Consider the following 26741-nt stretch of genomic DNA (forward strand, 5'->3'; position numbering starts at 1 on the left):
TTGCGAAGCCGGGCTCATGGCCTTAAACGGCGGACAAGGGCGGTTAGCTCAGTCGGTAGAGCGCCTCGTTTACACCGAGGATGTCGGCGGTTCGAGCCCGTCACCGCCCACCAGCCCTTGCCTGAAAGCCCGCTCAGGCCGGCAGCATCCAGAGCGTATGGACGCGGCCGTCCTGGCCGAAACCGATGCCGCATTGCAGGGCGCCCTTGGCGAATTGCGCCTCGTAGACGTCGACTCCGTCCTCGCCGATGCGGCGGAGTGCCAGCTCCCGGAGACTGCCCTTCGATTCGAGCTCGGCGCTGACGATCGGCTGCTGCTCGCGCACGATTTCCGCCAGCTCCTCGCTCAGAAGCTCGAACGGCATGGTGCCGCGCTGCTGCTGTACGAGGAACTCGCGCAAGGTCTCCTCGCTGCGCGGATGTGGGACCCGGTCGCGCACCCGCTGGCCGAGCTCCTCCCGCTGGCGCTTCGCCTCCGCCTCGTCGATGCGCGTGGCGACCGCCTCGTACCCGCCCTGATGCAATGTCAGTGCTTCGGCCCTGTCGTTGTCGGATGGCGCGAAGGTGAGCTGGGCCGGCACGACCTTCAGGAAGAAATCGCTGCCGCTCTCGGCGAAGAGCTCGACCTTGGGCTGCCCGGTGAGTTGCAGAAAAAAGCGATCCCCCTCCAGGGTGACGGCCATGATCTGGCCAGCGGGGTGCCGGTAGAAGCCGGTGCAGCGCTCGAAGCGACTGGGATCGATCTTGACCTCGGTGCGCGGCCGCGCCTGCTCATAGCGCCGCCAGGCGACAGTATCGGTATTGTTCTGCGTCATATTGGCCTCCTTCGCGAGCCTGATCAGTTCATCGGCGGTGAGGGAGGTGCCGGTTGCGAGCTTGCTTTGCGCGGCACGGACGAGAGCAAGGCCCTGTTCGGCCCGCTCGCGCTGCTCGCTGAGCAGGTCGTGCTGGATGGCGAGCACGCCGGAGAGATCGACCGCCTTGCCTTGCAGCAAGGCGGTGATCCGCTGCAGGCTGAGGCCCAGCCGCTTCAGCGCCAGGATCTCGTGCAGACGGGCGATCTCGTCGGCGCCATAGAGCCGCCAGCCCTTTTCCGTCCGGCGCGGGCGGATCAGGCCATGCTCCTCGTAAAGCCGCAGAGCCCGCTTCGACAGCCCGATCCGGGCCGCGCACTCATTGGCCTCGAGCCAGATCTCACCCTTGTTTCGCGCGCTCATCGGCACCTCCTGACCCAGCGCTAAGCTATGACGCAGGGTGCGGCTCAAGCCCCTGCCAACGAAAAAGGCCGCCGGCGATGCCGGCGGCCTCTTCATTCGCGAGCGCTGGGCTCAGTGGGCGACGGAAGCCAAAGCCGCGTCGTCCTCGGCGCCCTTGGGCACGGGTGCCTTCAGGTCCTCCTCCCAGACGATCGGCGTCGGCTGGCGCACCAGCGCGTGCTGGAGCACCTGGTCCATCCGCGAGACCGGGACGATCTCGAGCCCGTTCTTCACGGACTGGGGCAGATCGACCAGATCCTTGGCGTTGTCCTCGGGGATCAGCACCTTCTTGATGCCGCCGCGAAGCGCCGCCAACAGCTTCTCCTTCAGGCCGCCGATCGGCAGCGCCCTGCCCCGCAGCGTGACCTCGCCGGTCATGGCGACGTCGCGACGGACCGGGATACCGGTCATGACCGAGACGATCGCTGTCGCCATGCCGATGCCGGCCGACGGACCGTCCTTCGGGGTCGCCCCTTCGGGAAGGTGGACGTGGATGTCGCGGCGGTCGAACAGCGGCGGCTCAATGCCGAAATCGATGGCGCGGGAGCGGACATAGGACGCCGCCGCCGAGATCGATTCCTTCATCACGTCGCGCAGGTTGCCGGTGACGGTCATCTTGCCCTTGCCGGGCATCATCACGCCTTCGATCGTCAGCATCTCGCCGCCGACCTCGGTCCAGGCCAGGCCGGTAACAACGCCAACCTGATCCTCGGTCTCCGCCATGCCATAGCGATAGCGCGGCGGACCGAGATAATCCTCCAGCACCGCAGGCGTGACCGCGACCTTCTTCTTCTTGGTCAGCACGATCTCCTTCACCGCCTTGCGGACGGTGTTGGCGATCTCGCGCTCGAGGTTACGAACGCCGGCTTCGCGGGTGTAGCGCCGCACCAGCGTCGTCAGGGCCTCGTCATCGATCGACCATTCCTTGGACTGCAGGCCGTGCTTGGCGATCGCCCCTGGGATCAGGTGGCGGCGCGCGATCTCGGCCTTCTCGTCCTCGGTGTAACCAGCGATGCGGATCACCTCCATGCGGTCCAGCAGGGCCGGCGGGATGTTCAGCGTGTTCGCCGTGGTCACGAACATCACGTTCGACAGGTCGTAGTCGACCTCGAGGTAATGGTCGTTGAAGGTCGAGTTCTGCTCGGGGTCGAGCACCTCGAGCAGGGCCGCCGACGGATCGCCGCGGAAGTCCTGGCCCATCTTGTCGATCTCATCGAGCAGGATGAGCGGGTTCGAGGTCTTGGCCTTCTTCATCGACTGGATGATCTTGCCGGGCATCGAGCCGATATAGGTGCGGCGGTGGCCGCGGATCTCGGCCTCGTCACGCACGCCGCCGAGCGACATGCGCACGAACTCACGGCCGGTCGCCTTGGCGATCGACTTGCCGAGCGAGGTCTTGCCGACGCCCGGAGGGCCGACGAGGCACAGGATCGGGCCGGCGAGCCGGTTGGCGCGCTGCTGCACGGCGAGATATTCGACGATGCGGTCCTTGACCTTGTCGAGGCCGAAGTGATCGTCGTCGAGCACCTGCTGGGCTGCGGCGAGGTCCTTCTTGATCTTCGACTTCTTGCCCCACGGAATGCCGAGCAGCCAGTCGAGATAGTTGCGCACGACGGTGGCCTCAGCCGACATCGGCGACATCTGCCTGAGCTTCTTGACCTCGGCCAGCGCCTTGTCGCGCGCCTCCTTGGTCAGCTTGGTCTTGGCGATGCGCTCTTCCAGCTCGGCCAGCTCGTCACGGCCTTCCTCGCCGTCGCCGAGCTCCTTCTGGATCGCCTTCATCTGCTCGTTGAGATAGTACTCGCGCTGGGTCTTCTCCATCTGGCGCTTGACGCGCGAGCGGATGCGCTTCTCGACCTGCAGCACCGACATCTCGCTCTCCATCAGGGAGAGCACCTTCTCGAGCCGGTGGGCGACGTTCATCACCTCGAGCACTGCCTGCCGGTCGGCGATCTTGACCGCCAGATGCGAGGCGACGGTATCGGCGAGCTTGGCCGGCTCGTCGATCTGGGAGACCGCCGCGACGATCTCGGGCGAGATCTTCTTGTTGAGCTTCACATAGTTCTCGAACTCGCTGACGACCGAGCGGGCGAGCGCCTCGACCTCGACCTTCTTGCCATCCTCCTCGGCGAGAGCCTCGGCCTGCGCCTCATAGAAGTTGTCGGTCGCGGTATAGGTCGTCGCCTTGGCCCGGCCGATGCCCTCGACGAGCACCTTCACGGTCGAGTCGGGCAGCTTCAGCAGCTGCAGCACGCGGGCGAGCGTGCCGATTTCGTAGATGTCTCCGGTCTCCGGATCATCGTCGCCGGCATTCTTCTGCGTGGCGAGCAGGATCAGGCCATCGTTCTTGACCACCTCCTCGAGCGCACGAATGGACTTCTCGCGGCCGACGAAGAGCGGCACGATCATATGCGGGAAGACGACGATGTCGCGCAGCGGCAGGACCGGATAGGTGTCGGTCGTACCGGGGACGAGCGGAGCGCGGGGCGTCGAGCCAGTCATGTCTAGTCCTTCAAGTTTTCGCCCGGCCGACCCCTTTGAAAGGCAATCGAGCGGACGTACCGCGCGGCGCGACCATTCGCGCCAGGCGCCCCTGCCGGCCGCGCCCTCGACAGGCACGCGACTCTAGCAGGTGATCCTAAGGTGGATGCTTCGACGCCGGCTTTCAAGCGACGCCTCACGCAGTCCACCGCCGCTTCTGCCACAGCCGGCACACGAGGCCGTGATGGCTCCGGCACGGCAAAAGCAGGATCGGGGCAGCTTTAGCCGCCCAGGCTCGCAAGGCAAAACGCGCGCCAAGGGCGCGCGTTCTGAATTGAAGCAGAAACCGGTCCGCGCCGGCCGAGCTAGTCCTGAATTCACCTTCGGCTACACCGATGAGCGACCGCACGCTGCTACAGCTTCACGCCGCCACGCGAGCGAATCCGCACGCTGTTCCGGTCGATCGTCACATCGAAGCGTGCGAGGAAGCTCATGCCGAGAAGGCCGTCGACACCGGCGCCGTAGCTGCCCGCCGCGTCCGACTGCACGACGACGGCAACCTCAGTCGCCTGAACGCGCTTGAGCTCGATCAGGGCGGCCTTGCCGCGATGAGCCTCGATGATGCCGTTGGCCGTATGCAGGCGGACCTTGCTCGTCGCATCGACGGTGACCTTGGCGCGCTCGGCAAAGCTCTTGCGGAGCGAAACGAAGGTCGCGCCTGTATCGATCACGAAGACCCCTTTCGTGCCGTTGATGGTGGCCGCCACGGTCACGACCTGGCCGCTTCGCGTGATCGGAATGGTCTCGTCCGCGGCAAAGGCCTTCTCGGCGCACTGGCCCTTGCTGCGCAGTGTGCCAATCACGGCTTGCGTGCGGCTATTGTCGTTGCGCAGCGGATTCAGGGCGATCCAGGCCTCGATGGGAACGATCGCGTCGCAGTACTGCCCGAGCTTCTCATAGGCGCGGGAAGCGGCGAAATAGCCGACCGAGGAGATTCGCTCCTTGTTGGCAAAGAGCGCGATCGCCGTCAGGTAGTCGTCGATCGCTTCGTTGAGCTTACCCGCCTTGTCGTTGGCGACGGCCCGGAGATAGTAACCATTGTCGGAATGCGGCTGGTCCTCGATGATCTTGTTCGCGACGGCGGCGGCCTCGCTCCAATCCGACAGATCCATCAGGATGTTCGCGGCGCGGCGCAGGGCGTCGGTAAAGCCGCCGCAATTCTCGGAGAAGCGGACCAGCGCCCGAGCGCCCTCGCGGCGATAGCCGGCCTGCTTCAGGCTCTCCGCGAAGGCCACGACGGCCTCGCGATCGCAGCGCTCGCGCGCCAAGGTGTCGATATGTCTGGCGACCGGCCGGGAGGTCGAGACCACGGCCGGCAGTTCGCCGATCCCCAGATCGGTCAGGACCCGCATCACCGGGTCCGCACCGGACTGCGCCGAAGCCGGCCCGGGCAGCAGCGTCGCTCCCAGCAGCCCCAGGAAAACGAAAACGCGGCCGACGACGGCACCAACCGTCATCGAACCGCGCATGCAGCGTCGTCGCTTGATCACGTAGCCCCCAGCATAGCCCCGCTTACGAGGCTACGCCGTGGCGACGGACCGTCAAGCCAGCAAGCGGCTCAGGCCGAGGCCGACTTGGTCTCTTCTTCGCGGTCCGCGTAGATGAACAGCGGGCGCGACTTGGATTCGACCGCTTCCGGCCCGATGACGACCTGCTCGACGCCTTCCAGCCCCGGCAGTTCGTACATGGTCTCGAGCAGGATGCCTTCCATGATCGAGCGCAGACCACGGGCGCCGGTCTTGCGCTCGATCGCCTTGCGGGCGATCAGGCTGACCGCCTCGTCGGTGAAGGTGAGCTCGGTGTCCTCCATCTCGAACAGGCGCTGATACTGCTTGACCAGCGCGTTCTTCGGCTCGGTGAGGATGGTCTTGAGCGCGGCCTCGTCGAGGTCCTCAAGCGTCGCCAGCACCGGCAGACGGCCGACGAACTCGGGGATCAGGCCGAACTTGAGCAGGTCCTCCGGCTCGACCTCGCGGAAGATCGCGCCGGTGCGCCGGTCGTCAGGAGCCTTCACGGTCGCGCCGAAGCCGATCGAGGTGCCCTTGCCGCGGCTCGAGATGATCTTGTCCAGCCCGGCGAAGGCGCCGCCGCAGATGAACAGGATGTTGGTGGTGTCGACCTGCAGGAACTCCTGCTGCGGATGCTTGCGCCCGCCCTGCGGCGGCACGGAGGCGACGGTGCCTTCCATGATCTTGAGCAGCGCCTGCTGGACGCCCTCGCCCGAGACGTCGCGGGTGATCGAGGGATTGTCCGACTTGCGGCTGATCTTGTCGATCTCGTCGATGTAGACGATGCCGCGCTGCGCCCGCTCGACATTGTAGTCGGAGGCCTGGAGCAGCTTCAGGATGATGTTCTCGACGTCCTCGCCGACATAGCCGGCCTCGGTGAGCGTCGTCGCGTCTGCCATGGTGAACGGCACGTCGAGGATGCGGGCGAGCGTCTGCGCGAGCAGCGTCTTGCCCGAGCCGGTCGGCCCGATCAGCAGGATGTTCGACTTCGCCAGCTCGACGTCATTGTGCTTCGTCGCGTGGCTGAGCCGCTTGTAGTGGTTGTGGACCGCAACCGAGAGGACCTTCTTGGCGTGGTCCTGGCCGATGACATAGTCGTCGAGAACCTTGCGGATCTCCTTCGGGGTCGGCACGCCGTCCTTCGACTTCACCAGCGCGGACTTCGATTCCTCGCGGATGATGTCCATGCAGAGCTCAACGCATTCATCGCAGATGAACACGGTCGGGCCCGCGATCAGCTTGCGGACCTCGTGCTGGCTCTTGCCGCAGAAGGAGCAGTAGAGCGTGCTCTTCGAATCGCCGCCGCTGGCCTTACTCATCGTGGTTCTCCATCTCGGAGGACAAAATCCGCCACCGAAAAACGGCAGGCTGATGTCGTCTCCCCGTCATAATAGGCGCTCAGATCACGATTATTAGGTTAACGCGTCGCTCTGGCGCAGGCGGCGACGAAACTGACCCAAAATCGGACCGCTCGAGCGCCTTACCGCGCCCTTCCGATGCCCCATGCAAACATGGGGCCTAGTCTCAAAGCAATATGGCCCTTCGGAAGCCACTCGCCAACCCACAGGCGCGTGTACCTGGACGACCTCAAGCCGCCTCGTCCGCGCGCTTGTCGATGACCTTGTCGATCAGACCGAACTCCTTGGCCTGATCGGAGGTCATGAAATTGTCGCGCTCCAGCGCGCCCTCGATGTCCTCATAGGAGCGGCCGGTGTGCTTGACGTAGATCTCGTTCAGGCGCCGCTTCAGGCTCTCGACCTCGCGGGCGTGGATGAGGATATCGGTGACCTGGCCCTGGAAGCCGCCGGAAGGCTGGTGGACCATGATGCGCGCGTTCGGCAGGGCGAAACGCATGTCCTTGGCGCCGGCGGTCAGCAGGAGCGAGCCCATCGAGGCGGCCTGGCCGACGCAGAGCGTCGTCACCGGGCAGCGGATGAACTGCATGGTGTCGTAGATCGACAGGCCCGAGGTGACCACACCGCCGGGCGAGTTGATGTAGAAGGAGATTTCCTTCTTCGGGTTCTCGGCCTCGAGGAACAGCAGCTGCGCCACGATCAGCGATGCCGAGTAATCCTCGACCGGACCGGTCAGGAAGATGATGCGCTCGCGCAGCAGGCGCGAATAGATATCGAAGGCGCGCTCGCCGCGGCTCGACTGCTCGACCACCATCGGGACGAGATTGTTATAGGTCTCGATCGGGTCACGCATCATCGTCGGTCCTTGGGGTCAAAGCGGGCGGGAATCAGCCGATAGCGGCGAACCCTCACATAAGCATGCCGGCGGCGGCTGAAAAGGGAAACGCCGCCCGCAGAGTGCGGGCGGCGTGGACTTCGCAAGCCGAGGGGGAGGATCAGGCCGAAGCCTCGTCCGCCGCCTTCTTGGTCTTCTTCGCCTTGGCGGCCTTCGGCTTGGCCTCGGCAGCGCCTTCTTCCTCGTCATCGGCGAAGAGCGCTTCGCGCGAAACCGACTTGTCCTCGACCTTCACCTGGCCGAGCAGATGGTCGACGACCTTCTCCTCGAAGATCGGGGCGCGGATCTCGGCGAGCGCCTGCGGGTTCTTGCGGTAGAACTCCCAGACTTCCTTCTCCTGACCCGGGAACTGACGGGCGCGCTGGATCAGCGCCTGCGTCACCTCGTCATCGGAGATCTGGACCTTGGCCTGCTCGCCGATCTCGGCCAGCACCAGGCCGAGGCGCACGCGGCGCTCGGCGATCTTGCGGTACTCGGCGCGAGCCTCGTCCTCAGTGGTGTTCTCGTCGGCGAAGGTCTTGTTGGCGTTCTTCATGTCCGCCTCGACCTGGCTCCAGACCGCGGTGAACTCCTGCTCGACCAGGGTCGGCGGCAGTTCGAAGCTGTACTTGCCGTCGAGCGCGTCGAGCAGGCTCTTCTTGACCTTGCGGCGCGACTGTTCGCCGAACTCGCGGCCGATCTGCTCGCGGATCGCGGTCTTGAGTGCGTCGAGCGACTCCATGCCGAAGCCCTTGGCGAGTTCATCGTCGATCTTGAGCTCGCCCGGCGCCTGGACATCGTCGACGGTGACGGCGAACTCGGCCGGCTTACCGGCAAGATGGGTCGCGGTGTAGTTCTCGGGGAAGGTCACCGAAACAGTGCGCTGCTCGCCCTTCTTGACGCCATCGAGCTGCTCCTCGAAGCCCGGGATGAACTGGCCGGCGCCGAGCTCGAGCGGGATTTCAGAACCGGTGCCGCCGTCGAAGGGCTTGCCTTCGAGCGTGCCGACGAAGGAGATCAGCAGGCGGTCGCCCTTGGCAGCCTTGGCGCCGTCCTTCTTCGACTCGAAGCTGCGATTCTGCGAGGCCATGCGCTCCAGCGCGGCATCGACATCAGCCTCGGGAACCTCGGCAACGGGCTTCTCGAGCGAGACGTCCGAGATATCGGCAACCTCGATCTTCGGTAGCACTTCGAGCGCGACGGTAAAGGCGAGATCGCCCTTGGCCTCCATCGCGGCCTCGATCTCGTCCTTGTTGTCGGGGAACTTGATCTGCGGCTCGAAGGCGAGCTTGAGCTCGTTGTCGGCGACGATCTTCTGGTTCGCCTCGTTGACGGCGTTCTGGACCACATCGGCCATGACCGAGCGGCCATAGAGGCGGCGCAGATGGCCGACCGGGACCTTGCCGGGCCGGAAGCCGTTGATCTTGGCCTTGCCCTGCAGGTTCTGCAGCTCGCCATCGAGCCTCGTCTTGAGGTCCGTGGCGTTCAGCACCACCTGGAATTCGCGCTTGAGGCCCTGGGACAGGGTTTCCGTCACGTTCATTGTTCGATCCGCCAACAGCTCTTTACTTCAATGTCCAAAGCGCGACGCCGGGTGACCGCCGCCGCGCTCGCGAAACTTGCATCCTGGTGCGGGCGAAGGGACTCGAACCCCCACGACTCACGTCGGCGGAACCTAAATCCGCTGCGTCTACCAGTTCCGCCACGCCCGCCGACCCGGTGCGCCGCACCGCGGTCGTCGCGACAGCAGCACCGATAGGCCGCGCCGCTATAGCATTTCGGGCGCGTCATGCAGCAAAAAAATGCGACATTTCTGCGAAGGTCGCTCCCGCGCCGCTTTGCGCTCGCCAGAACGGCGCCATCCCGCTATGTCGCGGGCATGAGCAAAGACGCTTCGCCAACGGCCTCATACCCTCATCCGAGCCGCCGCCGGGTCATTGCGCAAGGCGCGGGGCTGGCGACGCTGCTCACCCCCCTGCTCGCGCTGGCCCAGCAAGCACCGACGGCCCCGCAAACGGCTTCGGCAGGGGACACGCGGAACCTCGTCGCCGCCTCCGCCAAACTGCGCCTGCGGCCAGCGCCGGCGCCAGAAACCGAAATCTGGGCCTTCGACGGCGCCGCTCCCGGCCCGGTGCTCAAGGTGAAGCAGGGCGAGACCTTGCGTCTCAACCTGCAGAATCGCACCGACAAACCGCTCTCGCTGCACTGGCACGGCCTGCGCGCCGACCACGCCATGGATGGCGTCGGCGGCTTCAGCCAGGAGCCGGTGCCGCCAGGCGGGCAGTTCGAATACCGGCTGACGCCGCCTGATTCCGGCACTTTCCTCTATCGACCGATGCTGCTCGGCGGCTCGTCCGAACCGGCCGGGCGTGGGCTTTCCGGCCTGCTGATCGTCGAGGAGAAGGAGCCGCCGGCGGTCGATCTCGACCTGCCCGCCCTGATCGGCGACTGGCTGCTCGGCGACGACCAGAAGCTGCTGCCCTTTGCTGCGGACGGGCAGGACGGCGCCGCAGCCGGCCGGCTCGGCAGCTGGCTGACGGTCAACGGCAAGCCGCCGCCGCTGCCGGTCAAGCTGCCGCCGGGATCGCGTGTCCGCCTGCGCCTCGCCAATGCCTGCAATGCCCGGATCATGCGGCTGCGTTTCGACGAGATGAAAGCCTTCGTCGCGGCGGTAGACGGCCAACCTACCGAGACCTTCGAGCCCGTCCGGGGCCAGCTGCCCTTCGCGCCGGGCACGCGCTACGACGTGATCTTCGACATGCCGGAGACGGTCGGCGCCGCAGCCAGCATCACCGCACTTATCGGTCCCGGCGTGCCGCTTGTGCGCTTCGTCAGCGAAGGTGCGGCGAAGCCGGCCCGCCCGGCGATCGCGGCAATGCCGCTCAATCCGGCGCTGCCGGCGGCGGTGCGGCTCCAGGATGCCCGGCGCAGCGAGATGATCATCGAAGGCGGGGCGAAAATCATGCCGGAGAACAAGCTCGACCTCGCCGGGCTCGATCTCGCCCGGCCCTGGACCGTCAATGGCGGCCAGGGCGATCCGAAGGGCAAGCCGCTGTTCAACGTCAAGCGCGGCGCGCCGGTGGTGATCGGCATCACCAACAAGACCGCTTTCCTGCAGCCGTTGCACGTCCACGGCCACAGCTTCCGCCTGCTGCATCCGCTCGACGACGGCTGGGAGCCCTATTTTCTCGATACTGTGCAGATTCCTGAGGGCAAGCGCCTGCACATCGCCTTCATCGCCGACAATCCCGGGCGCTGGCTGATCTCGTCGACCGTGCTGGAGCGCTTCGACCGCGGGCTGTGGAGCTGGTTCGAGGTGACGTGACGCTACGGCTGCTTGTCACGGCGACAGGCGGCTTCTAATACCCGCGACCTTGAGCAAGGAGCCCGCCATGACCGCCAACGCCATCGTCACCGTGGGCACCGATCTCGCCAGCCCCGTCCGCTTCGGCAACGAGCTGCCGCTCGCCTTGATCGCCGGCCCCTGCCAGATGGAGAGCCGCGATCACGCGCTCGAGGTCGCCCTGGCGCTGAAGGAGATATCGGACAAGCTCGGCATCGGCCTCGTCTTCAAGACCTCCTTCGACAAGGCCAACCGCACCAGCGTGAAGGGCCAGCGCGGCGTGGGCCTGGACGCCGCCCTGCCCGTCTTCGCCGAGATCCGCGAACGCACCGGCCTGCCCGTGCTGACCGATGTGCATGACGCCAGCCAATGCGCGCCAGTGGCCGAGGTCGTCGACGTGCTGCAGATCCCGGCCTTCCTCTGCCGGCAGACCGACCTGCTCGTCGCCGCCGCCAGGACCGGTCGCGTCGTCAACGTCAAGAAGGGTCAGTTCCTGGCGCCCTGGGACATGGTCAACGTCGCCGCCAAGGTGACCGAGAGCGGCAATCCGAACGTCATGCTGACCGAGCGCGGCGTCTCCTTCGGCTACAACACGCAGGTCACCGACATGCGCGCTTTGCCGATCATGGCGGAGATCGGCGCGCCGGTGATCTTCGACGCCACCCATTCGGTGCAGCAGCCCGGCGGCAAGGGCGCTTCGAGCGGCGGCCAGCGCGAATTCGTGCCGGTGCTGGCGCGCGCCGCGGTCGCGGTCGGCGTCGCCGGCGTCTTCATCGAGACCCATCCCGACCCCGACAACGCTCCGTCGGACGGGCCGAACATGATACCGCTGCGCGATTTCCATGCGCTGATCGCAGAGCTGCAAGAGTTCGATCGGCTTGCCAAGCGCAAGGCGCATTCTACGCTGGCGTATGTCTGAGATATCAGCCAATGCGGCTCCTCCTCCCGCGGCGCCCCCGCCTCGTTCGCTGAATTCGCTCATCCTCGTACTCGGGGCGTGCGGCTTCGCCTCGACCTTCACCATGCGTCTACTCGACCCGCTGGTGCCGACGCTGGCGGCGGAGTTCACCCGCAGCATCGTCCAGATCGCAGCGGTCGCGACGGCCTTTTCCTTCGCCTATGCGGTTGGCCAGCCCTTTCTCGGCCCGATCGCGGATTCGATCGGCAAGCTCAGGACGATCGCGATCTGCCTCGGCGCGCTCGCCCTGCTCTCGATCGCCGCCGGCTTCGCCGGCTCTTTCGAGATACTGACAGCGGTCCGCACGATCGCCGGCGTCGCCGCGGGTGGCGTCATTCCTGTCGCGATGGCAGCGATCGGCGACCGTGCGCCCATGGCCGAACGGCAGATCATGCTCGGCCGCTTCCTCGTGCTGATGATCGTCGGACAGATGGTCGGCGCCGCCTGCTCCGGGCTGATCGCCGAGCATCTCGGCTGGCGCTACGTCTTCGTGATGGCGGGTGTGGTCGCCGGCATTGCCGGGTTACTGGTCGTGCTGGTGCTGAAGCCGAGGCCGGACGCGCTGCGCCCACCGCTCAGCTTCAAGACCGCGCTGGCGAGCTATTCCGCCGTTTTCGCCAATCCACGCTCGAAACTGCTCTACGGGCTCGTCGTCGTCGAGGGCAGCCTGATCTTCGGCATGCCGCCCTATATCGCCGCGATCCTGCACGAGCGTGCCGATGTCGGCCCCTCGCAGGCAGGCCTCGTAATCGCGGGTACCGGACTGGGTGGCATCATCTATGGTGTTCTGACCCGGATCCTGGTCGAGCGGCTCGGGCCGACCCGGATGACCAAGTTGGGCGGCATCGTGATGGGCTTCGCCTACGCGCTGTTCTCGCTCGCCTTCCTGCCCTGGTGGAGCGCGATCGCGATCTTCACGCTGAGCGGCTTCGGCTTCTTCCTGATGCACGGGACCTTCCAGGCGCAGGCGACCGAACTCGCCCCAACCGCCCGCGGCTCGGCGGTGGCGCTGTTCGCCTGCGCCCTCTTTTGCGGCCATGCGCTCGGGCCGGTGCTGATGGGCACCGCCCTGCACCTGTTCGGAACCAGCGGCGCGATCCTGATCTTCGCTGCCGGGATCACAGTGCTCGGCGTGCTGGCGCCGCGCATCCTGCCGCTCTCCGGCAGCAGAACGTGAGTTCCTCTTGAGCGTGCCGTAGCCCGAAAACCGCTTCGCAGTTTTCGGCGGCAAGCTCGTCAGCGGCCGCGATAGGGCGCGACGCCCTGGTCGGGCAGCCACAGACCCTTCGGCGGCTCTCCGGTCTGGAAGAAAACGTCGATCGGGATGCCGCCGCGCGGATACCAGTAGCCGCCGATGCGGAACCATTTCGGCTCGAGCAATTCGACCAGCGTCTTGCCGATGCCGACGGTGCAATCCTCGTGGAAGGCGCCATGGTTGCGGAAGGCGCCGAGATAGAGCTTGAGCGACTTCGATTCGACCAGCCAGTCGCCCGGCAGGTAGTCGATCACCAGGATGCCGAAATCGGGCTGTCCGGTGACCGGGCAGATCGAGGTGAATTCCGGGCAGGTGAAGCGGGCGAGATAGTCGGTACCGGCATGCGGGTTCGGCACGCGGTCGAGACGGGCTTCCTCCGGCGAGCGCGGCAGCTCGCTCGCCTTGCCGAGGTGGAGGGTCGAGGCGTCGATGGTCATGGGCGTCATCCTGAACAGGTGGGCACCCGTCGATAACGGGCGCTGGAGTTGCCGCGGCTTTTAATGCCGGGCCCGGATAAACGCCACCGCCCCTTCCCGTCGCCGCCGCTTGTGTCTAGAAGCGCGGCATCGCTTGCCCACCTCAGCTCCGGAGCCTGACATGACCGCGATCATCGACATCATCGGCCGCCAGATCCTCGATTCCCGCGGCAACCCGACGGTCGAGGTCGATGTCGTGCTCGAAGACGGCTCGATGGGCCGCGCCGCCGTGCCGTCGGGCGCCTCGACCGGCGCACATGAAGCTGTCGAACTGCGTGACGGCGACAAGAGCCGCTATCTCGGCAAGAGCGTTCTCAAGGCTGTCGAGGCCGTCAATGTCGACATCGCCGAGGCGATCGTCGCCATGGACGCAGAAGACCAGACCGCGATCGACCAGGCGATGATCGAGCTCGACGGCACTCCGAACAAGAGCAAGCTCGGCGCCAACGCCATTCTCGGCGTCTCGCTCGCCGTCGCCAAGGCCGCGGCGGACGCCTCGGGCCTGCCGCTCTATCGCTATGTCGGCGGCACCTCGGCCCGTGTCCTACCCGTTCCGATGATGAACATCGTCAATGGCGGCGCCCATGCCGACAACCCGATCGACTTCCAGGAATTCATGGTGATGCCGATCGGCGCGCCGTCCTTCGCCGAAGGGCTCCGCATGGGCGCGGAAATCTTCCACACGCTGAAGAAGGCGCTGCACGACGCCGGCCACAACACCAATGTCGGCGACGAGGGCGGCTTTGCCCCCAACATCAAGTCGGCAGAGGCGGCACTCGATTTCGTCATGCAGGCGGTCGAGAAGGCCGGCTACAAGCCCGGCGAAGACGTCGCGCTGGCGCTAGACTGCGCCGCGACCGAGTTCTTCAAGGACGGCTCCTATGTCTATGAAGGTGAACGCAAAACCCGCGATCCGAAGGCGCAGGCCAAGTACCTTGCCAAGCTGGTTGCCGGCTATCCGATCATCTCGATCGAGGACGGCATGGCCGAGGACGACTGGGAGGGCTGGAAGGCACTGACCGATCTCATCGGCAACAAGTGCCAGCTGGTCGGCGACGACCTCTTCGTCACCAACGTCACCCGCCTGTCGCAAGGCATCAAGGCAAAGACCGCGAACTCGATCCTGGTCAAGGTCAACCAGATCGGCACGCTGACCGAGACGCTCGCCGCGGTCGAGATGGCCCAGCGGGCCGGCTACACCGCGGTAATGTCGCATCGCTCGGGCGAGACCGAGGATGCGACCATCGCCGACCTCGCCGTGGCGACCAATTGCGGGCAGATCAAGACCGGCTCGCTCGCCCGCTCCGACCGGACGGCGAAGTACAACCAGCTGCTGCGCATCGAGGAGGAGCTCGGCAACCAGGCGATCTACGCCGGCCGCTCGGCGTTGAAGGCTCTCGCCTGAGTTTATTGCGCTGCAACAGCCACTGGCGCGGCAGCGCCATGCGCCTGCGCCACTAACTGCATGCTCCGGCCTCGAAGTAGGCTGGAGCATGCATCAAACTGTGCCCCTATCGGACCAGCGGCTGCGCCGGCGCCGGCAGCTTGCCTTTGCCGGCATGGCCCTCGCCATGGTGATCTTCGGGGCCAATTTCGTCGTCAGCCGCCATGCGGTGCTGAACGGCCTCTCCTCGCACGACATGCTGGCGCTGCGCTTCGTCACAGCCGGCTTCCTGCTGCTGCCCAGCTTCATGATGGCCGGAGGCCTGCGCGACTGCGCCGGTCTCGGCTGGAAGCGCGGCCTGATCCTGGCGGTGATGAGCGGCTTCCCGATGAGCTTCCTGCTCATGACCGGGCTGACTTTCGCCCCGGCAGCCCACGGTGCGGTGATCGGGCCCGGCACCGTCACGGTGATCGGCATCGTCGGCAGCGTCGTCCTGTTCGGCGCGCTGCTGACGCGACAGCTCGTGCTCGGCGTCGCGGCGGTGCTCATCGGCCTCGCCTGCCTCGGCATCGCCGGCACCACCCATGCCAATCCAAGCATAGTCTTCGGCGATCTCTGCTTCCTCGGCGTCGGATTGGTCTGGGGCGGCTATCCCCTGCTGATCCAGCTCTGGCGGGTCGACGCGCTCAAGGCGACGGCGGTCGTGTCCGTGCTGTCGATGGTCTATCTGCCGATCTACTTCGCCTTCTATTTCCGCGGCTTCGACGTCGCGCCATGGTGGGTGCTGCTGGCGCACGCGATCAATCAGGGCGTGCTCAATGTCATTGTCGGCCTGTGGATCTGGAGCTGGTCGACGCCGGTGCTCGGCCCCTCGGTCGCCGGGCGTTTTCCACCGATGATCCCGGTCGTCGGCACGCTACTCGCCATCCCCGTGCTCGGCGAAATCCCGGGCGGGCTGCAGATCGGTGGCATCGCGCTGATCATCGCCGGACTGTTCGTCGCCTCATGGCGGCGCGCGGCGGCGCGCTAGCATCATCAAACCCAAATTCCAGACGATACAGACGAGCAGGCCGAGGCCGAGCCCGGCCCATGAGCCAACGAGCGGCGCCGTGGCGTGAACCGTGGCGAGCCCCAGTCCGAAGCCAAGCAGGCCGAGCGCGCTGTTGGCGATGACGGCCGCGCTGGCCGGCCCGCCGATCCGCGGCTGCAGGATGGCGATCAGGCTCGACAGCACGAGCGGCACGGCAGCAAGCACGCCCGACCAGGTCGGGCCCACCGTGGCGCTCAAGGTGGTGACGACGCCAGTCAGTGTGGCGACGGCAGCGGCACGCAGCGGCAGGACATACCAGACCCGGCCCGGAGGCTTGGCTGGGCGCGCTGCGAGATAGGGCCGAAAAATTCCATGGAGCACCGGGAAGACGACGATCGTCAGGGCGAGCATCGCCGGAAAGGGCAAGGCGAGCTCTCGCAGCACAACAATCGCCAAAACCCAGGTGACCACCCCGGCGCCGAGACTGACGACCGTGCCGAAACGCTGCGCCAACAGGACGTAGACCAGCGACAGACTGGCGTTGCCGAGATTGGAACTCATGCTGCCGAGCGCGCTAGCCGAGATGAAGGCCGCATCATGGTCGAGCGCGAGGAACGCCAGGACCGGCCCAGCCGAGATCGGCAGCGTCGCGATCATCGCCGCGAGCAGCGGCCCGGTCCGCTCGGCCAGCAATGAGCAGCTGACGACGATGGCGGCCGCAACCGCCATCTTGATGAGCAGCAGGCCAAGCCCGGGGTCGATCACGCCGGCTCGCCCCTGGCCCAGCCTTCCTTGGTTTCGGCGATGAAGTTTTCCAGGCGGCCGGCGGCGATGGCGGCGCGCAGGCCCGCCATCAGCTCCTGGTAATAGGCAAGGTTGACCCAGGTCAGCAGCATCTTGCCGAGCATCTCCTCGGCCTTGACCAGATGGTGCAGATAGGCCCGCGAATAGGTGTTCGCCGCCGGGCAGGAGGATTGCGGATCGACCGGCCTGATATCCTCGGCATGCTTGGCGTTCTTCAGGTTCATCCGGCCGAAGCGGGTGAAGATCTGGCCATGGCGGCCGGCTCTGGTCGGCATCACGCAATCGAACATGTCGACACCGCGCCTGACGGCCTCGACGATGTCGTCCGGTGTGCCGACCCCCATCAGATAGCGCGGCTTCTCCTGCGGTAGATGCGGCTCGACCGTCTCGATCATCGCCAGCATCACGTCCTGCGGCTCGCCGACCGCGAGCCCGCCGATGGCGTAGCCCTTCAAGTCCATGGCGGCGAGCTCGCGGACGCTCTCGACCCGCAGGGCGGGCACGGCTCCACCCTGCACGATGCCGAACAGCGCCCTGCCCGCCGGGTCGCCGAAGGCTGCCTTGCAGCGTTCAGCCCAGCGCAGCGAGAGCCGCATTGCCTTTTCGGCGACCTTGTCCTCGCAAGGCAGCGAGACGCATTCGTCGAGCTGCATGACGATGTCGGAACCGAGCAGGTTCTGGATCTCGACCGAGCGCTCGGGGGTGAGCACATGCTTCGAGCCGTCGATATGGGATTGGAAGGTGACGCCCTCCTCGGTCAGCTTGCGCAGATTGGCGAGCGACATCACCTGGAAGCCGCCGGAATCGGTCAGGATCGGGTGCGGCCAGTTCATGAACTTGTGCAGGCCGCCGAGCCTGGCGACGCGCTCGGCGCCGGGCCGCAGCATCAGGTGATAGGTGTTGCCGAGCACGACATCGGCGCCGAGCGCCTTGACCTGCTCGGGATACATGCCCTTGACCGTCGCGGCGGTGCCGACCGGCATGAAGGCTGGCGTGCGGATCACGCCGCGCGGCATGCGAACCTCGCCGGTGCGAGCAGCGCCGTCCCGGCCGAGGAGATGAAAGCTGAATTCCGTCGTCATGGCCGCCGGCCTAGCCCAGCGCTGCCTTGGACGGAAGAGCCTTGCGCGCCGTGCGGGCCTGTGCCGGCGGCTCAGCGCTTGGCGAAGGCCGCCTCGTAGACGTCCGGCTTGAAGGCGAGGATGCGGCGGTCGCCGAGATCGAGCACCGGGCGCTTGATCATGGTCGGCTGCGCCAGCATCAGCATGATCGCCTTCTTGGCATCGAGGCCCTGCCTGTCGGCCTCGGGCAGTTCGCGGAAGGTCGTGCTCGCCTTATTCAGGACCTTCTCCCAGCCGAGTTCGCGACACCAGCCCTCGAGCCGAGCCTTGTCGATGCCGGAGACGCGATAGTCGTGGAAGGCGTAGGCGATCTTGTGCGCGTCCAGCCAGCTCCAGGCCTTCTTCATCGTGTCGCAGTTCTTGATGCCGTAGAGCGTGACCATCGTCCCGACCGTCTCCGATTGCCGTCGGCGGCGGCGTGGCATGCGGCCGGCGCGAGATCAAGCAATCCCGTCGCCGGACATCGGCCCGGGGCGAAGAATGCTGAGTGTTTCGAGTGGGCGCTCGTTGCCATCGCCCATCAGAGTGCGGACAATCGAGCCTCTCTCGCGCTCTGTCATCCGGCCGGCAACGATGGCGCGTATCGGCGAGCAAGGAATCGGATGGGCGCGCCATGATCGAGCAATTGCAGCAGGCCGCTACGAGCGACGACAAGCTCGACATCCCCTTCCGCCCCTGGAAGGACCACACCGCGGCCGGCGTCGACTTTCCCGACCTCTCCATTACGACCAGCGAAGCGGCTTTGACCCGCCCCATCATCGATGCGCTCGCGTTGCGGATACCGGCCAATATCGAGGTGCTCGCCGGCATCGATATCGGCGGACTCGGCCTCGCCGGAGCGCTGGCCTATCGCAATGGCCTCGGCTTCATCGACGTCCGCAAGGTCGATTCGCTGCGGAACGGCGTGATGCGCAGCATCATGGCGAATTATGAGCTCGGCGAGGGTGTGGTGATCTCGAAGGGCTCCCGGCTGGCGGGGCGCCAAGTTGCGATCGTCGACGACTGCCTGATCTCGGGCGGCACGGCGATGGCAGCGGCGCGGCTGATCCGCCGGCTCGGCGGCCTTTGCGATACAGCGCTCTTCGTCTTCGGCATCGAAGGAATGGGCGGTCGGGAGCGCCTCGCTGGCGGTGGTATCACGGCAGCGGTGTTGCGCACCGTCCCACGAACGGCGCCGGAGACAGCGGAGGGCGGCTGAAGAGCGCCGGCGCGATCATTGGCGACCGAGCGGCCAACGGGCGAGATGATCGTGATGGCTTGTGCCATGGACGCTGCGGATGAGCACGAACTCCCGCACGGTGAAGCTTACCTGCGGTATCCCGATCTGCGGTGCTGGCCGCTTGTCATAGAGCAAGGTCATGTGGGGGTTCGAGGGTTCGTCGCAAGGCAGCTTAGCCAGCTGCATGGCACTATACAGATGTGCTTGAAGGTCGACCAAAGCGGGTGGCGTGTCACTGGAGGTGAGCACAAGCGACCGCTTTCCATAAGAGCCACCGAACGCAGCGGTCTGATCAAAAAATATATCGAAGACCGGCCCATGTATCGACGCGCCAATCTGCTTGAGGCGCTCGATAATTTCGAGAGGCGGCTCGCCAAATGCGCCGGTGCCACACAGGGTGATATGGTAGCGATCAGGCCCGATAAGCTTGCCGCGCAGTCCTATCGCGCGCCGAATCTGATGCCCGTGCGCGTGGACGGACTGAGCGACGGCGGGCGGTGGCAGTACGGCAAAGAAGCAGCTAGTCCAGGGCTGACCGCCGAACCGTTGCGAGTGGGCGACGGGCCCAGAACTACCTCCTCCACCGAAGAGGTCCAATTGGTCAGGAGATGATCTCCTCATCGCGCATTTTTAGAACAAAATAAGAACATGTGCAAGTGTGGAGTTTGGCGGGCACAACCTCCCTCACCCCGTCGCCCGGTACTCCGACGGCGACATCCCCGCTCGCGCGGCGAAAAAGCGGGAGAAATAGGCAGGATCCGAGAAGCCGAGCCGGAAGGCGATCTGCGAGATCGGCGAGCGGGTGTAGACGAGGTCGCGCCGCGCCTCGATCATCAATCGGCCCTGGATCACCCGCATCGCCGAATGGCCCAGTACCTCACGGCAAACCCTGGTGAGATGCGGGCCGGTGACGCCCAGGGCCAGCGCATAGACATCGAGCGGCTCATGCGTGTGGAAATGGCTCTCGACGCGCTCGATGAAGCGCCTGACCAGCACTGCGCGCCCATCGTTCGAGCCGCTGGTTGCCACCGCATGCGAGCGCGCGATGCGGGCGAACCAGATCGCGACCAGCCGGGCATGGGCGGCGAGCGCCAGTTCGCGGCTGCCGCGGTTCCGGCCGAACTCGGTGAGCGCCGCCTCCATCGTCAGGACAAGCTCAGCTATGCCGGCATCGTTCGGCCCTCGCCTGTCGACGAAGGCCTCGCTCAACACGGCGCCGAGGGCAGGCTCGGCCTCGATCAGCGGCGTCAGAGTCGAAGTCGCGACGCTGGCGACGAAGCCCTCGGTATCCGGATCGAACCGGAACTCGTGGATCGCCAACGGCGGCAGCAGAAGAACCGTGCCGGGGATGAGCCGATGCTCCACACCGTCGACGCGCACCAGCCCTCCACCCGAGGCGATCAGGAAGAACTGGGCCATGTCCTGATGGCGATGCGGCTCGATCCGCCAGTCGCGTGGAGCACTGCGGGCGCTGATGCGTTCGATATGCAGCGCATCGGGGAAACGCTGCTCGCGCGGCTCGTCATAGAGCCAGTAGGCCGGTACCGAAGCGAGCGACATGCGAGTAACCCGATGTTCGTTTTGTCCAAAAGGTTGGGTGAAAGCTCCATTCCGGTCAAGCAGATAGGATGGCAAATTCGCGTGAAAGTACCGGGCCCTGTGCCCGCATTGAATCATGGGAGGACGCCATGCGCACGCAGGTCGTGATCGTCGGCTCCGGGCCATCCGGCCTTTTGCTCGGCCAACGGCTCACTCGCCAGGGCATCGATAATGTCATCCTGGAGCGCAAGAGCGCCGACTATGTCCTCTCGCGCATCCGCGCCGGTGTGCTCGAACAGGGCACTGTCGAGCTGCTGCACGAAGCCGGCGTCGGGGCACGCCTTGCCGAAGAGGGCCTGCCGCATGACGGCTTCTCGCTTGCCTTCGAAGGGCGCCTGCAACGCGTCGACCTCAAGGGCCTGACCGGCAAGCAGGTGACGGTCTACGGCCAGACCGAGGTGACGCAGGATCTGATGGAGGCGCGGCAGGCGGGAGGCACGACGACCTTCTACGAGGCCGAGGACGTCCAGCTGCATGATTTCCACAGCGGCTCGCCGCGCGTCAGCTTCATTGTCGACGGCAAGCGGCGCGAGATCACCTGCGACTTCATCGCCGGCTGCGACGGCTTCCACGGCGTCTGCCGCGCCTCGGTGCCGGCTGGCGCGATCGAGACCTTCGAGCGCGTCTACCCCTTCGGCTGGCTCGGCCTGCTGACGGACCAGCCACCGGCGGCGCATGAGCTGGTCTATGCCAGTTCGCCCTTCGGCTTCGCGCTGTGCTCGATGCGCTCGCAGACACGCAGCCGCTACTATGTCCAGGTCGCGCTCGACGATAAGGTCGAGGCCTGGTCGGACGAGCGCTTCTTCGACGAGTTGCGCCGGCGTGTCCCCGAGGAGGTCGCGGCGGCGGTGACGCCGGGGCCGTCGCTGGAGAAGAGTATCGCGCCGCTGCGCAGCTTCGTCGCCGAGCCGCTGCGCTTCGGCCGGCTCTTCCTCGCGGGCGATGCCGGCCACATCGTGCCGCCGACCGGTGCCAAGGGGCTGAACCTCGCCGCCAGCGACGTGCATTACCTGTTCGAGGCGCTGCGCGAGCACTATGCCGAGCGCTCCGATGCCGGACTCGACGCCTATTCGGCGAAGGCGCTGGCACGGGTCTGGAAAGCGGTGCGCTTCTCCTGGTCGATGACCAACCTGCTCCACCTTTTTCCGGAGGCGAGCGCCTTCGACCAGCGCATCAGGCGCGCCGAGTTCGACTATCTGGCGCAATCCCAGGCCGCGCTCACCAGCGTGGCGGAGAACTATGTCGGCCTGCCCTATTGAGATTGGGCAGGCCCGGCCGGCTTCCAGTCACCGCGGCGGCAGCTTCTCGTGCTTCGGGATGTCCGAAGGCACATGGTCCCAGGGCTGGGCGACCGAATGCCAGAACACCATTTCCGGCTTGTAGCGGCCGGGCTCGTCGAGGCTGCCGGCGCGGACGATGAACAGGTCGGGAATATCCGGAAAGGTCAGATAGACGGGTGAGCCGCAGGTCGGGCAGAAGGCGCAGCGCTTGACCGTGCCGCCCTCGCCGACGACGTCCCAGGTGCTTGCCTGCCCGTCGACCGTGACCGGCGCGCTGACGAAACTCAGATAGGAACTGTGGCCGGTGCCGCTCTGCAGCTGGCACTGGCGGCATTGGCAGTCATTGCTCTCGACCGGCTCGGCCGCGATCTCGTAGCGGATCGCGCGACAGGCGCAGCCGCCCGTATAGGCATGGCTCATCGTCATTCTCCAGAAAGGATCGGACAGCGTCGGGACCGGTCCGATCAGTTCAGATCGCCAGCGACGTCGCCGAGGCGCGGCAGAATTGTCTTCCAGCCGCGGCCCATATTCGTGAACGCGGCCTCGTTGCGCGGCAGCTCGAAGCCGGAATGGACCAGGCGTACCCGTGTGCCGTTCGCCGCCTTGCTCAACGTCCAGGTGACGACGGTGTCGAGCCGGGAGCCATAGCCGGCATTACCGTCGTCGCCGCCCTTCCAAGAATAGGTCAGGCGCTCGTTCGGGATCACCTGCAGCACCTGGCAACGGATCGTGCCGTCCCAGGCTCCGGCCGGCGTCGTCTTGAAGGTGAAGCGTGTCCCTTCGATCGGGGCAAAGCCCGCGGGCTCCATGATCCAGCGTGCGATCAGCGCGCTCGAGGTCAGGGCCTTCCAGATCGCCTCCGGCGCATGTGGGAGAACTTCGTCGACGACGATATCCTGCGTCGCAGGCTGCAGGTCGATTGCAGTCATGGATCGATCTCCTTGAGAAGATTGCGAAGATTGGCGAAGCGCTCGCGCCAGAACACGCCGTAATGGCCGATCCAGTCGACCAGCGGCGCCAGGCCTTCCGGCTCGGCGCGATAGAAGACGTTGCGGCCCTCAGGCCGCTCGGCGACGAGGCCGGCCTGCTTCAGCGATTTGAGATGCTGGGAGATGGCGCCCTGCGTCACACCGCTGCCGTGGGTCAGCTCGGCGACGGTGATCTCATCGCAGGCTGATACCCGCTCGAACACAGCCCGCCGTGTCGGGTCGGCGAGCGCGCGCATGACGGTGGAGACGGAAGCGGCTTCGAGCATGCTAATCAATTAGCATTTGCTAATTGATTAGTCAACACTAATTTGTTGGCGTGACTCCCCTCTTCTCTGACAGGGGCCGGCTGCCACAGGTGCTCGGATCGGTGCGGTTGGTCGGTGCTCCAAGCGGCGACGCGGGCCGGCAGGCGACCCCGACCGTGATGGTCATTCTGAAGCCGAGGCGCACGCGTCGCGTGTATGGCTCTATACGCGTCCGGCCGTCGCTGACGGCCGGAATGCCCGGGAAACCGCGCGGATGCGCGCGGTCAAAAAGGCCGAGCGGGCCTTTCCGAGCTCACTCTTCCCTCAAGCTGGAGCGCATCGAATCGGTCAGCGGCTGCATCAGATAGGCGATAGCGGTCCGCTCGCCGGTCGGCACATAGACCTCGGCCGGCATGCCCGGCCTGAGCTTGGCCCTGACCTTCGGCGGGAAGCCCGAAGCCGACACACTGACGCGAAGCTCATAGACCGTTTGCTGCAAGACCTCGTCGCGCAGCGCATCGGCCGCAACGGATTTCACCTCGCCGATAGTGAAGGGCGTCGCCCGTCCTTTGAAGGATGGCAGGCGCACCTCCGCGGCCATGCCCGGATGCAGGTTGTTCACGTCCATCGGGGACACCTTGGCGGTAACGATGAGGTCGTCGTCCTGCGGCACGATCTCCATCAGGGTTTCACCCGGCTTCACCACCGCGCCCACTGTATGGACCTTCGAGGCCACGACCCGCCCGGCGCGCGGCGCACGGACCTCCGCGCGTGCCAGCACATCCTCGGCGATGCGCAGCTTCTCGCGGGCATCGGCGAGCTTGACCCGGCACTCGGCGAGCTTGGTCGAGGCCTCTTCGGAGGCTTTCAGGCCAATCTGGCTCATCTGGAGCCGGATCTCGTCATTGGCGACCGCGAGCCGCGCCAGATCGGCCTCCAGCGAGCCCATACGGCCCTGCAGCTCGGTCAATGAGCGCTTGAGCGGATTGATCCGCGTCGCGGCGACATAACCCTTGTCGGCAAGCGGCCGCAGATTAGTGAGCTCGTCGTTGATGCTGGCGGCCTGTCCGATGGCAGCCTCGCGCTGCGCCTCGTTCGACTGATACTGCTTCTCGGACTGCGTCAACCGCTCCTTGAGGATCGAGACTTCGAGCTTCTGCGTGGATTGCCGTTCCTTGAACAGGCGCTCCTGGTCGAGCATGATCCGGCGCGCTTCCTTGCTCTCTGCAGCCTCGAGCAGCTCGCTCGGGAAGGTGATGCGGTCGAGCCGGTCGATCTCGGCCGTGAAGCGCGCTTCCTCACCCAGGGCCTGCAACACGATCAGCCTCGCCACGCTGCGCTGCGCTGCCGCTTGCGTCGTATCGAGGCGCAGCAGGGTTTCGCCGGCCTTGACGTCGGCGCCGTCCCGCACCGCGATCGACTCGACGAGGCCACCCTCAAGATGCTGCACCGCCTTACGATCGCTCTCGACGACGATGCTGCCATGCGCCACCACGGCGCTGTCAAGGCGCGCGGTCACCGACCAGAGGCCGCCTGCGCCCAGTGCGAGGCCGACGATGACATAGCCCTTGCGCACCGGGGCGCGCCAATCGCCATCCCCTGCTGCGGGCAAGCTCGTGCGCTGGAGCCATTTCCTCACGACCGCGAGCAAGGGTTCGAGGCGCTGGCGCCAGGCCAGCCGGTTCAGGACGGATTTCATCGTGTTCGGGACGAGCTTCAGCTTGCTCAAGACGGAGTTCATCGACGTGCCCACCTTGCGGCCGAAAGCGGCTCGACCTGCCCTGTCTGGCCGCGCTGCGGCGGCTGAATGCGTGCGCCGCTGCCCGGCTGCAGCAGAACCGGCAGGATCTCGTCACGCCCGCCGACCCTGACCGCCTGGCCCTTCTGCATCAGGATGATCTTGTCGACCTGCGACAGCAGCTGCGGGCGATGGGTGATCACGACCACGATCGCACCGGTGTCGCGCAAGCCAGACAAGGCTCGCGCCAGCGCAGCATCGCCGTCCATGTCGAGATTGGCGTTCGGCTCGTCGAGCACGACCAGCGCCGGCTGGCCATAGAGCGCCCGCGCCAGCCCGATCCGCTGGCGCTGCCCGCCGGACAGGATCGCCCCGCCCTCGCCGATCTGCGTCGCATAGCCGTCCGGGAAGCTCTGGATCAGCTCATGTGCGGAAGCGGCCGTGGCGGCGGCGACGGCGGCCTCGTCCGTCGCGTCGGGATCAAAGCGGGTAACGTTGTCGCGCACGCTGCCGGCGAACAGCTCCACGTCCTGCGGCAGATAGCCGAGAATGCCGCCGCGCTGCTCGTCGGGAAAATGCCTGATGTCGTTACCGTCGAGGCGCACGACACCCTGAACCGGCTGCCAGACCCCGACCAAGGCGCGCGCGAGCGACGACTTGCCGGAACCGGTCAATCCGACGACAGCTGCGATCTCGCCAGGCTCCACCTCGAATGAGACATTGTGCAGCAGCAACGCATTCCCGTTGGGAGAACGCACGCTCAGCCCTTCGACGCGCAAGGAGCCCGCCGGGTGGGGCAAGGTCATCGGCCCGGCGTCACCTGACGGCGCCTTCAGGGCCGACCCGAGCCGCTGGAAGGCACTGCGGGCGGAGACGAAGCTCTTCCACTGGCCGACAGCGCCCTCGATCGGCGCGAGTGCCCGGCCCATGATCAGGGATGCGGCGAACATCGCGCCGGCGGCCATGCTCTGGTTGATCGCGAGATAGGCGCCAACGCCCAGGACAGCGCATTGCAATGCGAGCCGCAGCAGCTTCGTCACCGCCAGCAAGGTCCCGCCCCAATCGGCGGCGGCGGTGTGATGGATCAGCGCCTGCCCGCGCTGGCGTTGCCATTGCCCGCGGATCGGCTGGCCCATGCCGAGCGCCTTGATGACCTCGGCATTCCGCAGCGAGGCTGTGAGCCGCTCATTCGCGCCGTGGCCAAGTTCCGAAGCACGGATCAGCGATCCCTTGGTGATGCGCTCGTTCAGCAGGGCGACGCCCAGGATCGCGACAGCGCCGAGCGTGGCGACGGCGCCGATCGCCGGATGCAGCACGAAGCAGAGGCCAAGATAGATCGGGATCCAGGGCGCATCCATCAGCGACGGCACGAGGCTGCCAGAGAGCGTCGCCCGCAGGGTTTCGACATCGCGAATAGGCAAGGTCGGCGAGCCCTTCGCATCGAGCGCGCCATGGAAGGCGGCTTCGAAGGCCGGCTCGGACAGCGCCTTGTCGACGCACAGGCCGAGCTGGACGAGCGCCCGGCTGCGGAAGTGCTCGAGCGCGGCATAGGCAACGAACAGGGCGAGCACGATCAGCGACAGCATGACCAGCGTCGTACCGTTCCGGCTGGTCAGCACCCTGTCATAGATCTGCATCGTGTAGAGCGGGGAGACGAAGACGAACAGGTTCAGCACGAAGGAAAGCCCGAACAGCGATGCGAATGCGGGCGTCAGCTTGCGAACCGTTTGCGAGAGCATGTCCGTCGGTTTCCTTGGCGCGATTGCA

General features: G+C 66.1%; 24 protein-coding genes and 2 tRNA genes. 8 read left to right on the forward strand and 18 right to left on the reverse strand.

Features of this window, described 5'->3' with window-relative positions; all coding sequences use genetic code 11:
• Window positions 1–37 precede the first annotated feature (37 nt).
• Window positions 38–113 (forward strand) — tRNA-Val (locus AC07O0_RS08870).
• A gap of 20 nt (window positions 114–133) precedes the next feature.
• On the opposite strand, the gene AC07O0_RS08875 is transcribed toward AC07O0_RS08870, so the two are convergent.
• The 7 genes from AC07O0_RS08875 to AC07O0_RS08905 form a co-directional block, all read right to left on the reverse strand.
• Window positions 134–1216, reverse strand: a complete 1083-nt coding sequence (locus AC07O0_RS08875; RefSeq protein ID WP_494622018.1) for a MerR family transcriptional regulator — start codon at window positions 1214–1216, stop codon at window positions 134–136.
• A 111-nt stretch (window positions 1217–1327) separates the two neighbouring features.
• Window positions 1328–3757, reverse strand: coding sequence for an endopeptidase La (lon, locus tag AC07O0_RS08880; RefSeq protein ID WP_494622020.1), 2430 nt, complete (start codon window positions 3755–3757; stop codon window positions 1328–1330).
• Window positions 3758–4149: 392 nt separating this feature from the next.
• Window positions 4150–5253: a retroviral-like aspartic protease family protein gene (locus tag AC07O0_RS08885; protein ID WP_494622022.1), complete on the reverse strand. Its 1104-nt coding sequence runs from the start codon at window positions 5251–5253 to the stop codon at window positions 4150–4152.
• Between the two features lie 101 nt (window positions 5254–5354).
• Window positions 5355–6623, reverse strand: coding sequence for an ATP-dependent Clp protease ATP-binding subunit ClpX (clpX, locus tag AC07O0_RS08890; RefSeq protein WP_454027322.1), 1269 nt, complete (start codon window positions 6621–6623; stop codon window positions 5355–5357).
• Window positions 6624–6891: 268 nt separating this feature from the next.
• Window positions 6892–7512, reverse strand: a complete 621-nt coding sequence (locus tag AC07O0_RS08895) for an ATP-dependent Clp protease proteolytic subunit (protein ID WP_454027321.1) — start codon at window positions 7510–7512, stop codon at window positions 6892–6894.
• Window positions 7513–7654: 142 nt separating this feature from the next.
• Window positions 7655–9076, reverse strand: a complete 1422-nt coding sequence (tig, locus tag AC07O0_RS08900; protein WP_494622025.1) for a trigger factor — start codon at window positions 9074–9076, stop codon at window positions 7655–7657.
• Between the two features lie 84 nt (window positions 9077–9160).
• A tRNA-Leu gene (locus AC07O0_RS08905) sits at window positions 9161–9245 on the reverse strand.
• Between the two features lie 167 nt (window positions 9246–9412).
• Here AC07O0_RS08905 and AC07O0_RS08910 point away from each other — a divergent pair.
• From AC07O0_RS08910 to AC07O0_RS08920, 3 genes are all read left to right on the forward strand, one after another.
• On the forward strand, window positions 9413–10858 hold the full coding sequence (locus AC07O0_RS08910; RefSeq protein WP_494622027.1) for a multicopper oxidase family protein: 1446 nt from the start codon (window positions 9413–9415) through the stop codon (window positions 10856–10858).
• A 67-nt stretch (window positions 10859–10925) separates the two neighbouring features.
• Window positions 10926–11795, forward strand: coding sequence for a 3-deoxy-8-phosphooctulonate synthase (gene kdsA, locus AC07O0_RS08915; protein ID WP_494622029.1), 870 nt, complete (start codon window positions 10926–10928; stop codon window positions 11793–11795).
• The gene (locus tag AC07O0_RS08920; RefSeq protein ID WP_494622031.1) at window positions 11788–13011 is read left to right on the forward strand and encodes an MFS transporter; all 1224 of its coding nucleotides are present in this window, start codon (window positions 11788–11790) and stop codon (window positions 13009–13011) included. Before kdsA ends, AC07O0_RS08920 begins: the two co-directional genes overlap by 8 nt.
• Window positions 13012–13070: 59 nt before the next feature.
• Here the strand turns inward: AC07O0_RS08920 and queF are convergent, their stop codons facing one another.
• Entirely contained in the window at window positions 13071–13526 is a 456-nt protein-coding gene (gene queF / locus AC07O0_RS08925; RefSeq protein ID WP_494622033.1) for a preQ(1) synthase, read from the reverse strand.
• A gap of 160 nt (window positions 13527–13686) precedes the next feature.
• On the opposite strand from queF, the gene eno reads away from it, so the two are divergent.
• Both eno and AC07O0_RS08935 read left to right on the forward strand, forming a co-directional pair.
• Window positions 13687–14970, forward strand: coding sequence for a phosphopyruvate hydratase (gene eno / locus AC07O0_RS08930; RefSeq protein ID WP_494622036.1), 1284 nt, complete (start codon window positions 13687–13689; stop codon window positions 14968–14970).
• An 88-nt stretch (window positions 14971–15058) separates the two neighbouring features.
• Window positions 15059–15979 (forward strand): DMT family transporter, encoded by a 921-nt coding sequence (locus tag AC07O0_RS08935; RefSeq protein WP_494622038.1) that lies wholly within the window; start codon window positions 15059–15061, stop codon window positions 15977–15979.
• On the opposite strand, the gene AC07O0_RS08940 is transcribed toward AC07O0_RS08935, so the two are convergent.
• The 3 genes from AC07O0_RS08940 to AC07O0_RS08950 all read right to left on the reverse strand — a co-directional run bounded on the left by AC07O0_RS08940 (window position 15953) and on the right by AC07O0_RS08950 (window position 18287).
• Window positions 15953–16744, reverse strand: a complete 792-nt coding sequence (locus tag AC07O0_RS08940) for a hypothetical protein (protein ID WP_494622040.1) — start codon at window positions 16742–16744, stop codon at window positions 15953–15955. The genes AC07O0_RS08935 and AC07O0_RS08940 overlap by 27 nt on opposite strands.
• A complete protein-coding gene (gene tgt / locus AC07O0_RS08945; protein WP_494622042.1) occupies window positions 16741–17865 on the reverse strand; it encodes a tRNA guanosine(34) transglycosylase Tgt in 1125 nt (374 codons plus the stop codon). The genes AC07O0_RS08940 and tgt overlap by 4 nt, the downstream gene beginning before the upstream one ends.
• A 71-nt stretch (window positions 17866–17936) precedes the next feature.
• Window positions 17937–18287, reverse strand: a complete 351-nt coding sequence (locus AC07O0_RS08950; protein WP_494622044.1) for an ArsC family reductase — start codon at window positions 18285–18287, stop codon at window positions 17937–17939.
• A 230-nt stretch (window positions 18288–18517) separates the two neighbouring features.
• Between AC07O0_RS08950 and AC07O0_RS08955 the strand changes: the two genes are divergently transcribed.
• Window positions 18518–19102 (forward strand): phosphoribosyltransferase family protein, encoded by a 585-nt coding sequence (locus tag AC07O0_RS08955; RefSeq protein ID WP_494622046.1) that lies wholly within the window; start codon window positions 18518–18520, stop codon window positions 19100–19102.
• Between the two features lie 15 nt (window positions 19103–19117).
• Here the strand turns inward: AC07O0_RS08955 and AC07O0_RS08960 are convergent, their stop codons facing one another.
• Together AC07O0_RS08960 and AC07O0_RS08965 are read right to left on the reverse strand one after the other, a co-directional pair.
• The gene (locus AC07O0_RS08960) at window positions 19118–19744 is read right to left on the reverse strand and encodes a 2'-5' RNA ligase family protein (protein WP_494622048.1); all 627 of its coding nucleotides are present in this window, start codon (window positions 19742–19744) and stop codon (window positions 19118–19120) included.
• A gap of 63 nt (window positions 19745–19807) precedes the next feature.
• Window positions 19808–20683, reverse strand: a complete 876-nt coding sequence (locus AC07O0_RS08965) for a helix-turn-helix domain-containing protein (RefSeq protein ID WP_494622050.1) — start codon at window positions 20681–20683, stop codon at window positions 19808–19810.
• 128 nt (window positions 20684–20811) lie between these two features.
• Between AC07O0_RS08965 and pobA the strand changes: the two genes are divergently transcribed.
• Entirely contained in the window at window positions 20812–21981 is a 1170-nt protein-coding gene (gene pobA, locus AC07O0_RS08970) for a 4-hydroxybenzoate 3-monooxygenase (RefSeq protein WP_494622052.1), read from the forward strand.
• Between the two features lie 27 nt (window positions 21982–22008).
• On the opposite strand, the gene AC07O0_RS08975 is transcribed toward pobA, so the two are convergent.
• From AC07O0_RS08975 to AC07O0_RS08995, 5 genes are all read right to left on the reverse strand, one after another.
• Window positions 22009–22422, reverse strand: a complete 414-nt coding sequence (locus AC07O0_RS08975) for a GFA family protein (protein ID WP_494622055.1) — start codon at window positions 22420–22422, stop codon at window positions 22009–22011.
• 44 nt (window positions 22423–22466) lie between these two features.
• Window positions 22467–22931: an SRPBCC family protein gene (locus AC07O0_RS08980; RefSeq protein WP_494622057.1), complete on the reverse strand. Its 465-nt coding sequence runs from the start codon at window positions 22929–22931 to the stop codon at window positions 22467–22469.
• Entirely contained in the window at window positions 22928–23257 is a 330-nt protein-coding gene (locus AC07O0_RS08985) for an ArsR/SmtB family transcription factor (RefSeq protein ID WP_494622059.1), read from the reverse strand. Before AC07O0_RS08985 ends, AC07O0_RS08980 begins: the two co-directional genes overlap by 4 nt.
• Before the next feature lie 292 nt (window positions 23258–23549).
• Window positions 23550–24977: an HlyD family type I secretion periplasmic adaptor subunit gene (locus tag AC07O0_RS08990; RefSeq protein ID WP_494622061.1), complete on the reverse strand. Its 1428-nt coding sequence runs from the start codon at window positions 24975–24977 to the stop codon at window positions 23550–23552.
• Window positions 24974–26713, reverse strand: a complete 1740-nt coding sequence (locus tag AC07O0_RS08995) for a type I secretion system permease/ATPase (protein WP_494622063.1) — start codon at window positions 26711–26713, stop codon at window positions 24974–24976. The genes AC07O0_RS08990 and AC07O0_RS08995 overlap by 4 nt, the downstream gene beginning before the upstream one ends.
• Window positions 26714–26741 lie beyond the last annotated feature (28 nt).

Source organism: Allobosea sp. GW821-FHT10B12 (genome assembly GCF_059415545.1).

Excerpts from the sequence above, each read along its gene's own strand:
- lon (WP_494622020.1), bottom strand. The coding sequence starts at position 3,757 with ATGACTGGCTCGACGCCCCGCGCTCCGCTCGTCCCCGGTACGACCGAC.
- AC07O0_RS08875 (WP_494622018.1), bottom strand. The coding sequence starts at position 1,216 with ATGAGCGCGCGAAACAAGGGTGAGATCTGGCTCGAGGCCAATGAGTGC.
- AC07O0_RS08950 (WP_494622044.1), bottom strand. The coding sequence starts at position 18,287 with ATGGTCACGCTCTACGGCATCAAGAACTGCGACACGATGAAGAAGGCC.
- AC07O0_RS08990 (WP_494622061.1), bottom strand. The coding sequence starts at position 24,977 with ATGAACTCCGTCTTGAGCAAGCTGAAGCTCGTCCCGAACACGATGAAA.
- queF (WP_494622033.1), bottom strand. The coding sequence starts at position 13,526 with ATGACCATCGACGCCTCGACCCTCCACCTCGGCAAGGCGAGCGAGCTG.
- AC07O0_RS08955 (WP_494622046.1), top strand. The coding sequence starts at position 18,518 with ATGATCGAGCAATTGCAGCAGGCCGCTACGAGCGACGACAAGCTCGAC.
- tgt (WP_494622042.1), bottom strand. The coding sequence starts at position 17,865 with ATGACGACGGAATTCAGCTTTCATCTCCTCGGCCGGGACGGCGCTGCT.
- AC07O0_RS08920 (WP_494622031.1), top strand. The coding sequence starts at position 11,788 with ATGTCTGAGATATCAGCCAATGCGGCTCCTCCTCCCGCGGCGCCCCCG.
- clpX (WP_454027322.1), bottom strand. The coding sequence starts at position 6,623 with ATGAGTAAGGCCAGCGGCGGCGATTCGAAGAGCACGCTCTACTGCTCC.
- pobA (WP_494622052.1), top strand. The coding sequence starts at position 20,812 with ATGCGCACGCAGGTCGTGATCGTCGGCTCCGGGCCATCCGGCCTTTTG.
- AC07O0_RS08910 (WP_494622027.1), top strand. The coding sequence starts at position 9,413 with ATGAGCAAAGACGCTTCGCCAACGGCCTCATACCCTCATCCGAGCCGC.
- AC07O0_RS08960 (WP_494622048.1), bottom strand. The coding sequence starts at position 19,744 with ATGAGGAGATCATCTCCTGACCAATTGGACCTCTTCGGTGGAGGAGGT.
- AC07O0_RS08995 (WP_494622063.1), bottom strand. The coding sequence starts at position 26,713 with ATGCTCTCGCAAACGGTTCGCAAGCTGACGCCCGCATTCGCATCGCTG.
- AC07O0_RS08975 (WP_494622055.1), bottom strand. The coding sequence starts at position 22,422 with ATGAGCCATGCCTATACGGGCGGCTGCGCCTGTCGCGCGATCCGCTAC.
- eno (WP_494622036.1), top strand. The coding sequence starts at position 13,687 with ATGACCGCGATCATCGACATCATCGGCCGCCAGATCCTCGATTCCCGC.
- AC07O0_RS08895 (WP_454027321.1), bottom strand. The coding sequence starts at position 7,512 with ATGCGTGACCCGATCGAGACCTATAACAATCTCGTCCCGATGGTGGTC.
- kdsA (WP_494622029.1), top strand. The coding sequence starts at position 10,926 with ATGACCGCCAACGCCATCGTCACCGTGGGCACCGATCTCGCCAGCCCC.
- AC07O0_RS08980 (WP_494622057.1), bottom strand. The coding sequence starts at position 22,931 with ATGACTGCAATCGACCTGCAGCCTGCGACGCAGGATATCGTCGTCGAC.
- AC07O0_RS08885 (WP_494622022.1), bottom strand. The coding sequence starts at position 5,253 with ATGACGGTTGGTGCCGTCGTCGGCCGCGTTTTCGTTTTCCTGGGGCTG.
- tig (WP_494622025.1), bottom strand. The coding sequence starts at position 9,076 with ATGAACGTGACGGAAACCCTGTCCCAGGGCCTCAAGCGCGAATTCCAG.
- AC07O0_RS08935 (WP_494622038.1), top strand. The coding sequence starts at position 15,059 with ATGCATCAAACTGTGCCCCTATCGGACCAGCGGCTGCGCCGGCGCCGG.
- AC07O0_RS08965 (WP_494622050.1), bottom strand. The coding sequence starts at position 20,683 with ATGTCGCTCGCTTCGGTACCGGCCTACTGGCTCTATGACGAGCCGCGC.
- AC07O0_RS08985 (WP_494622059.1), bottom strand. The coding sequence starts at position 23,257 with ATGCTCGAAGCCGCTTCCGTCTCCACCGTCATGCGCGCGCTCGCCGAC.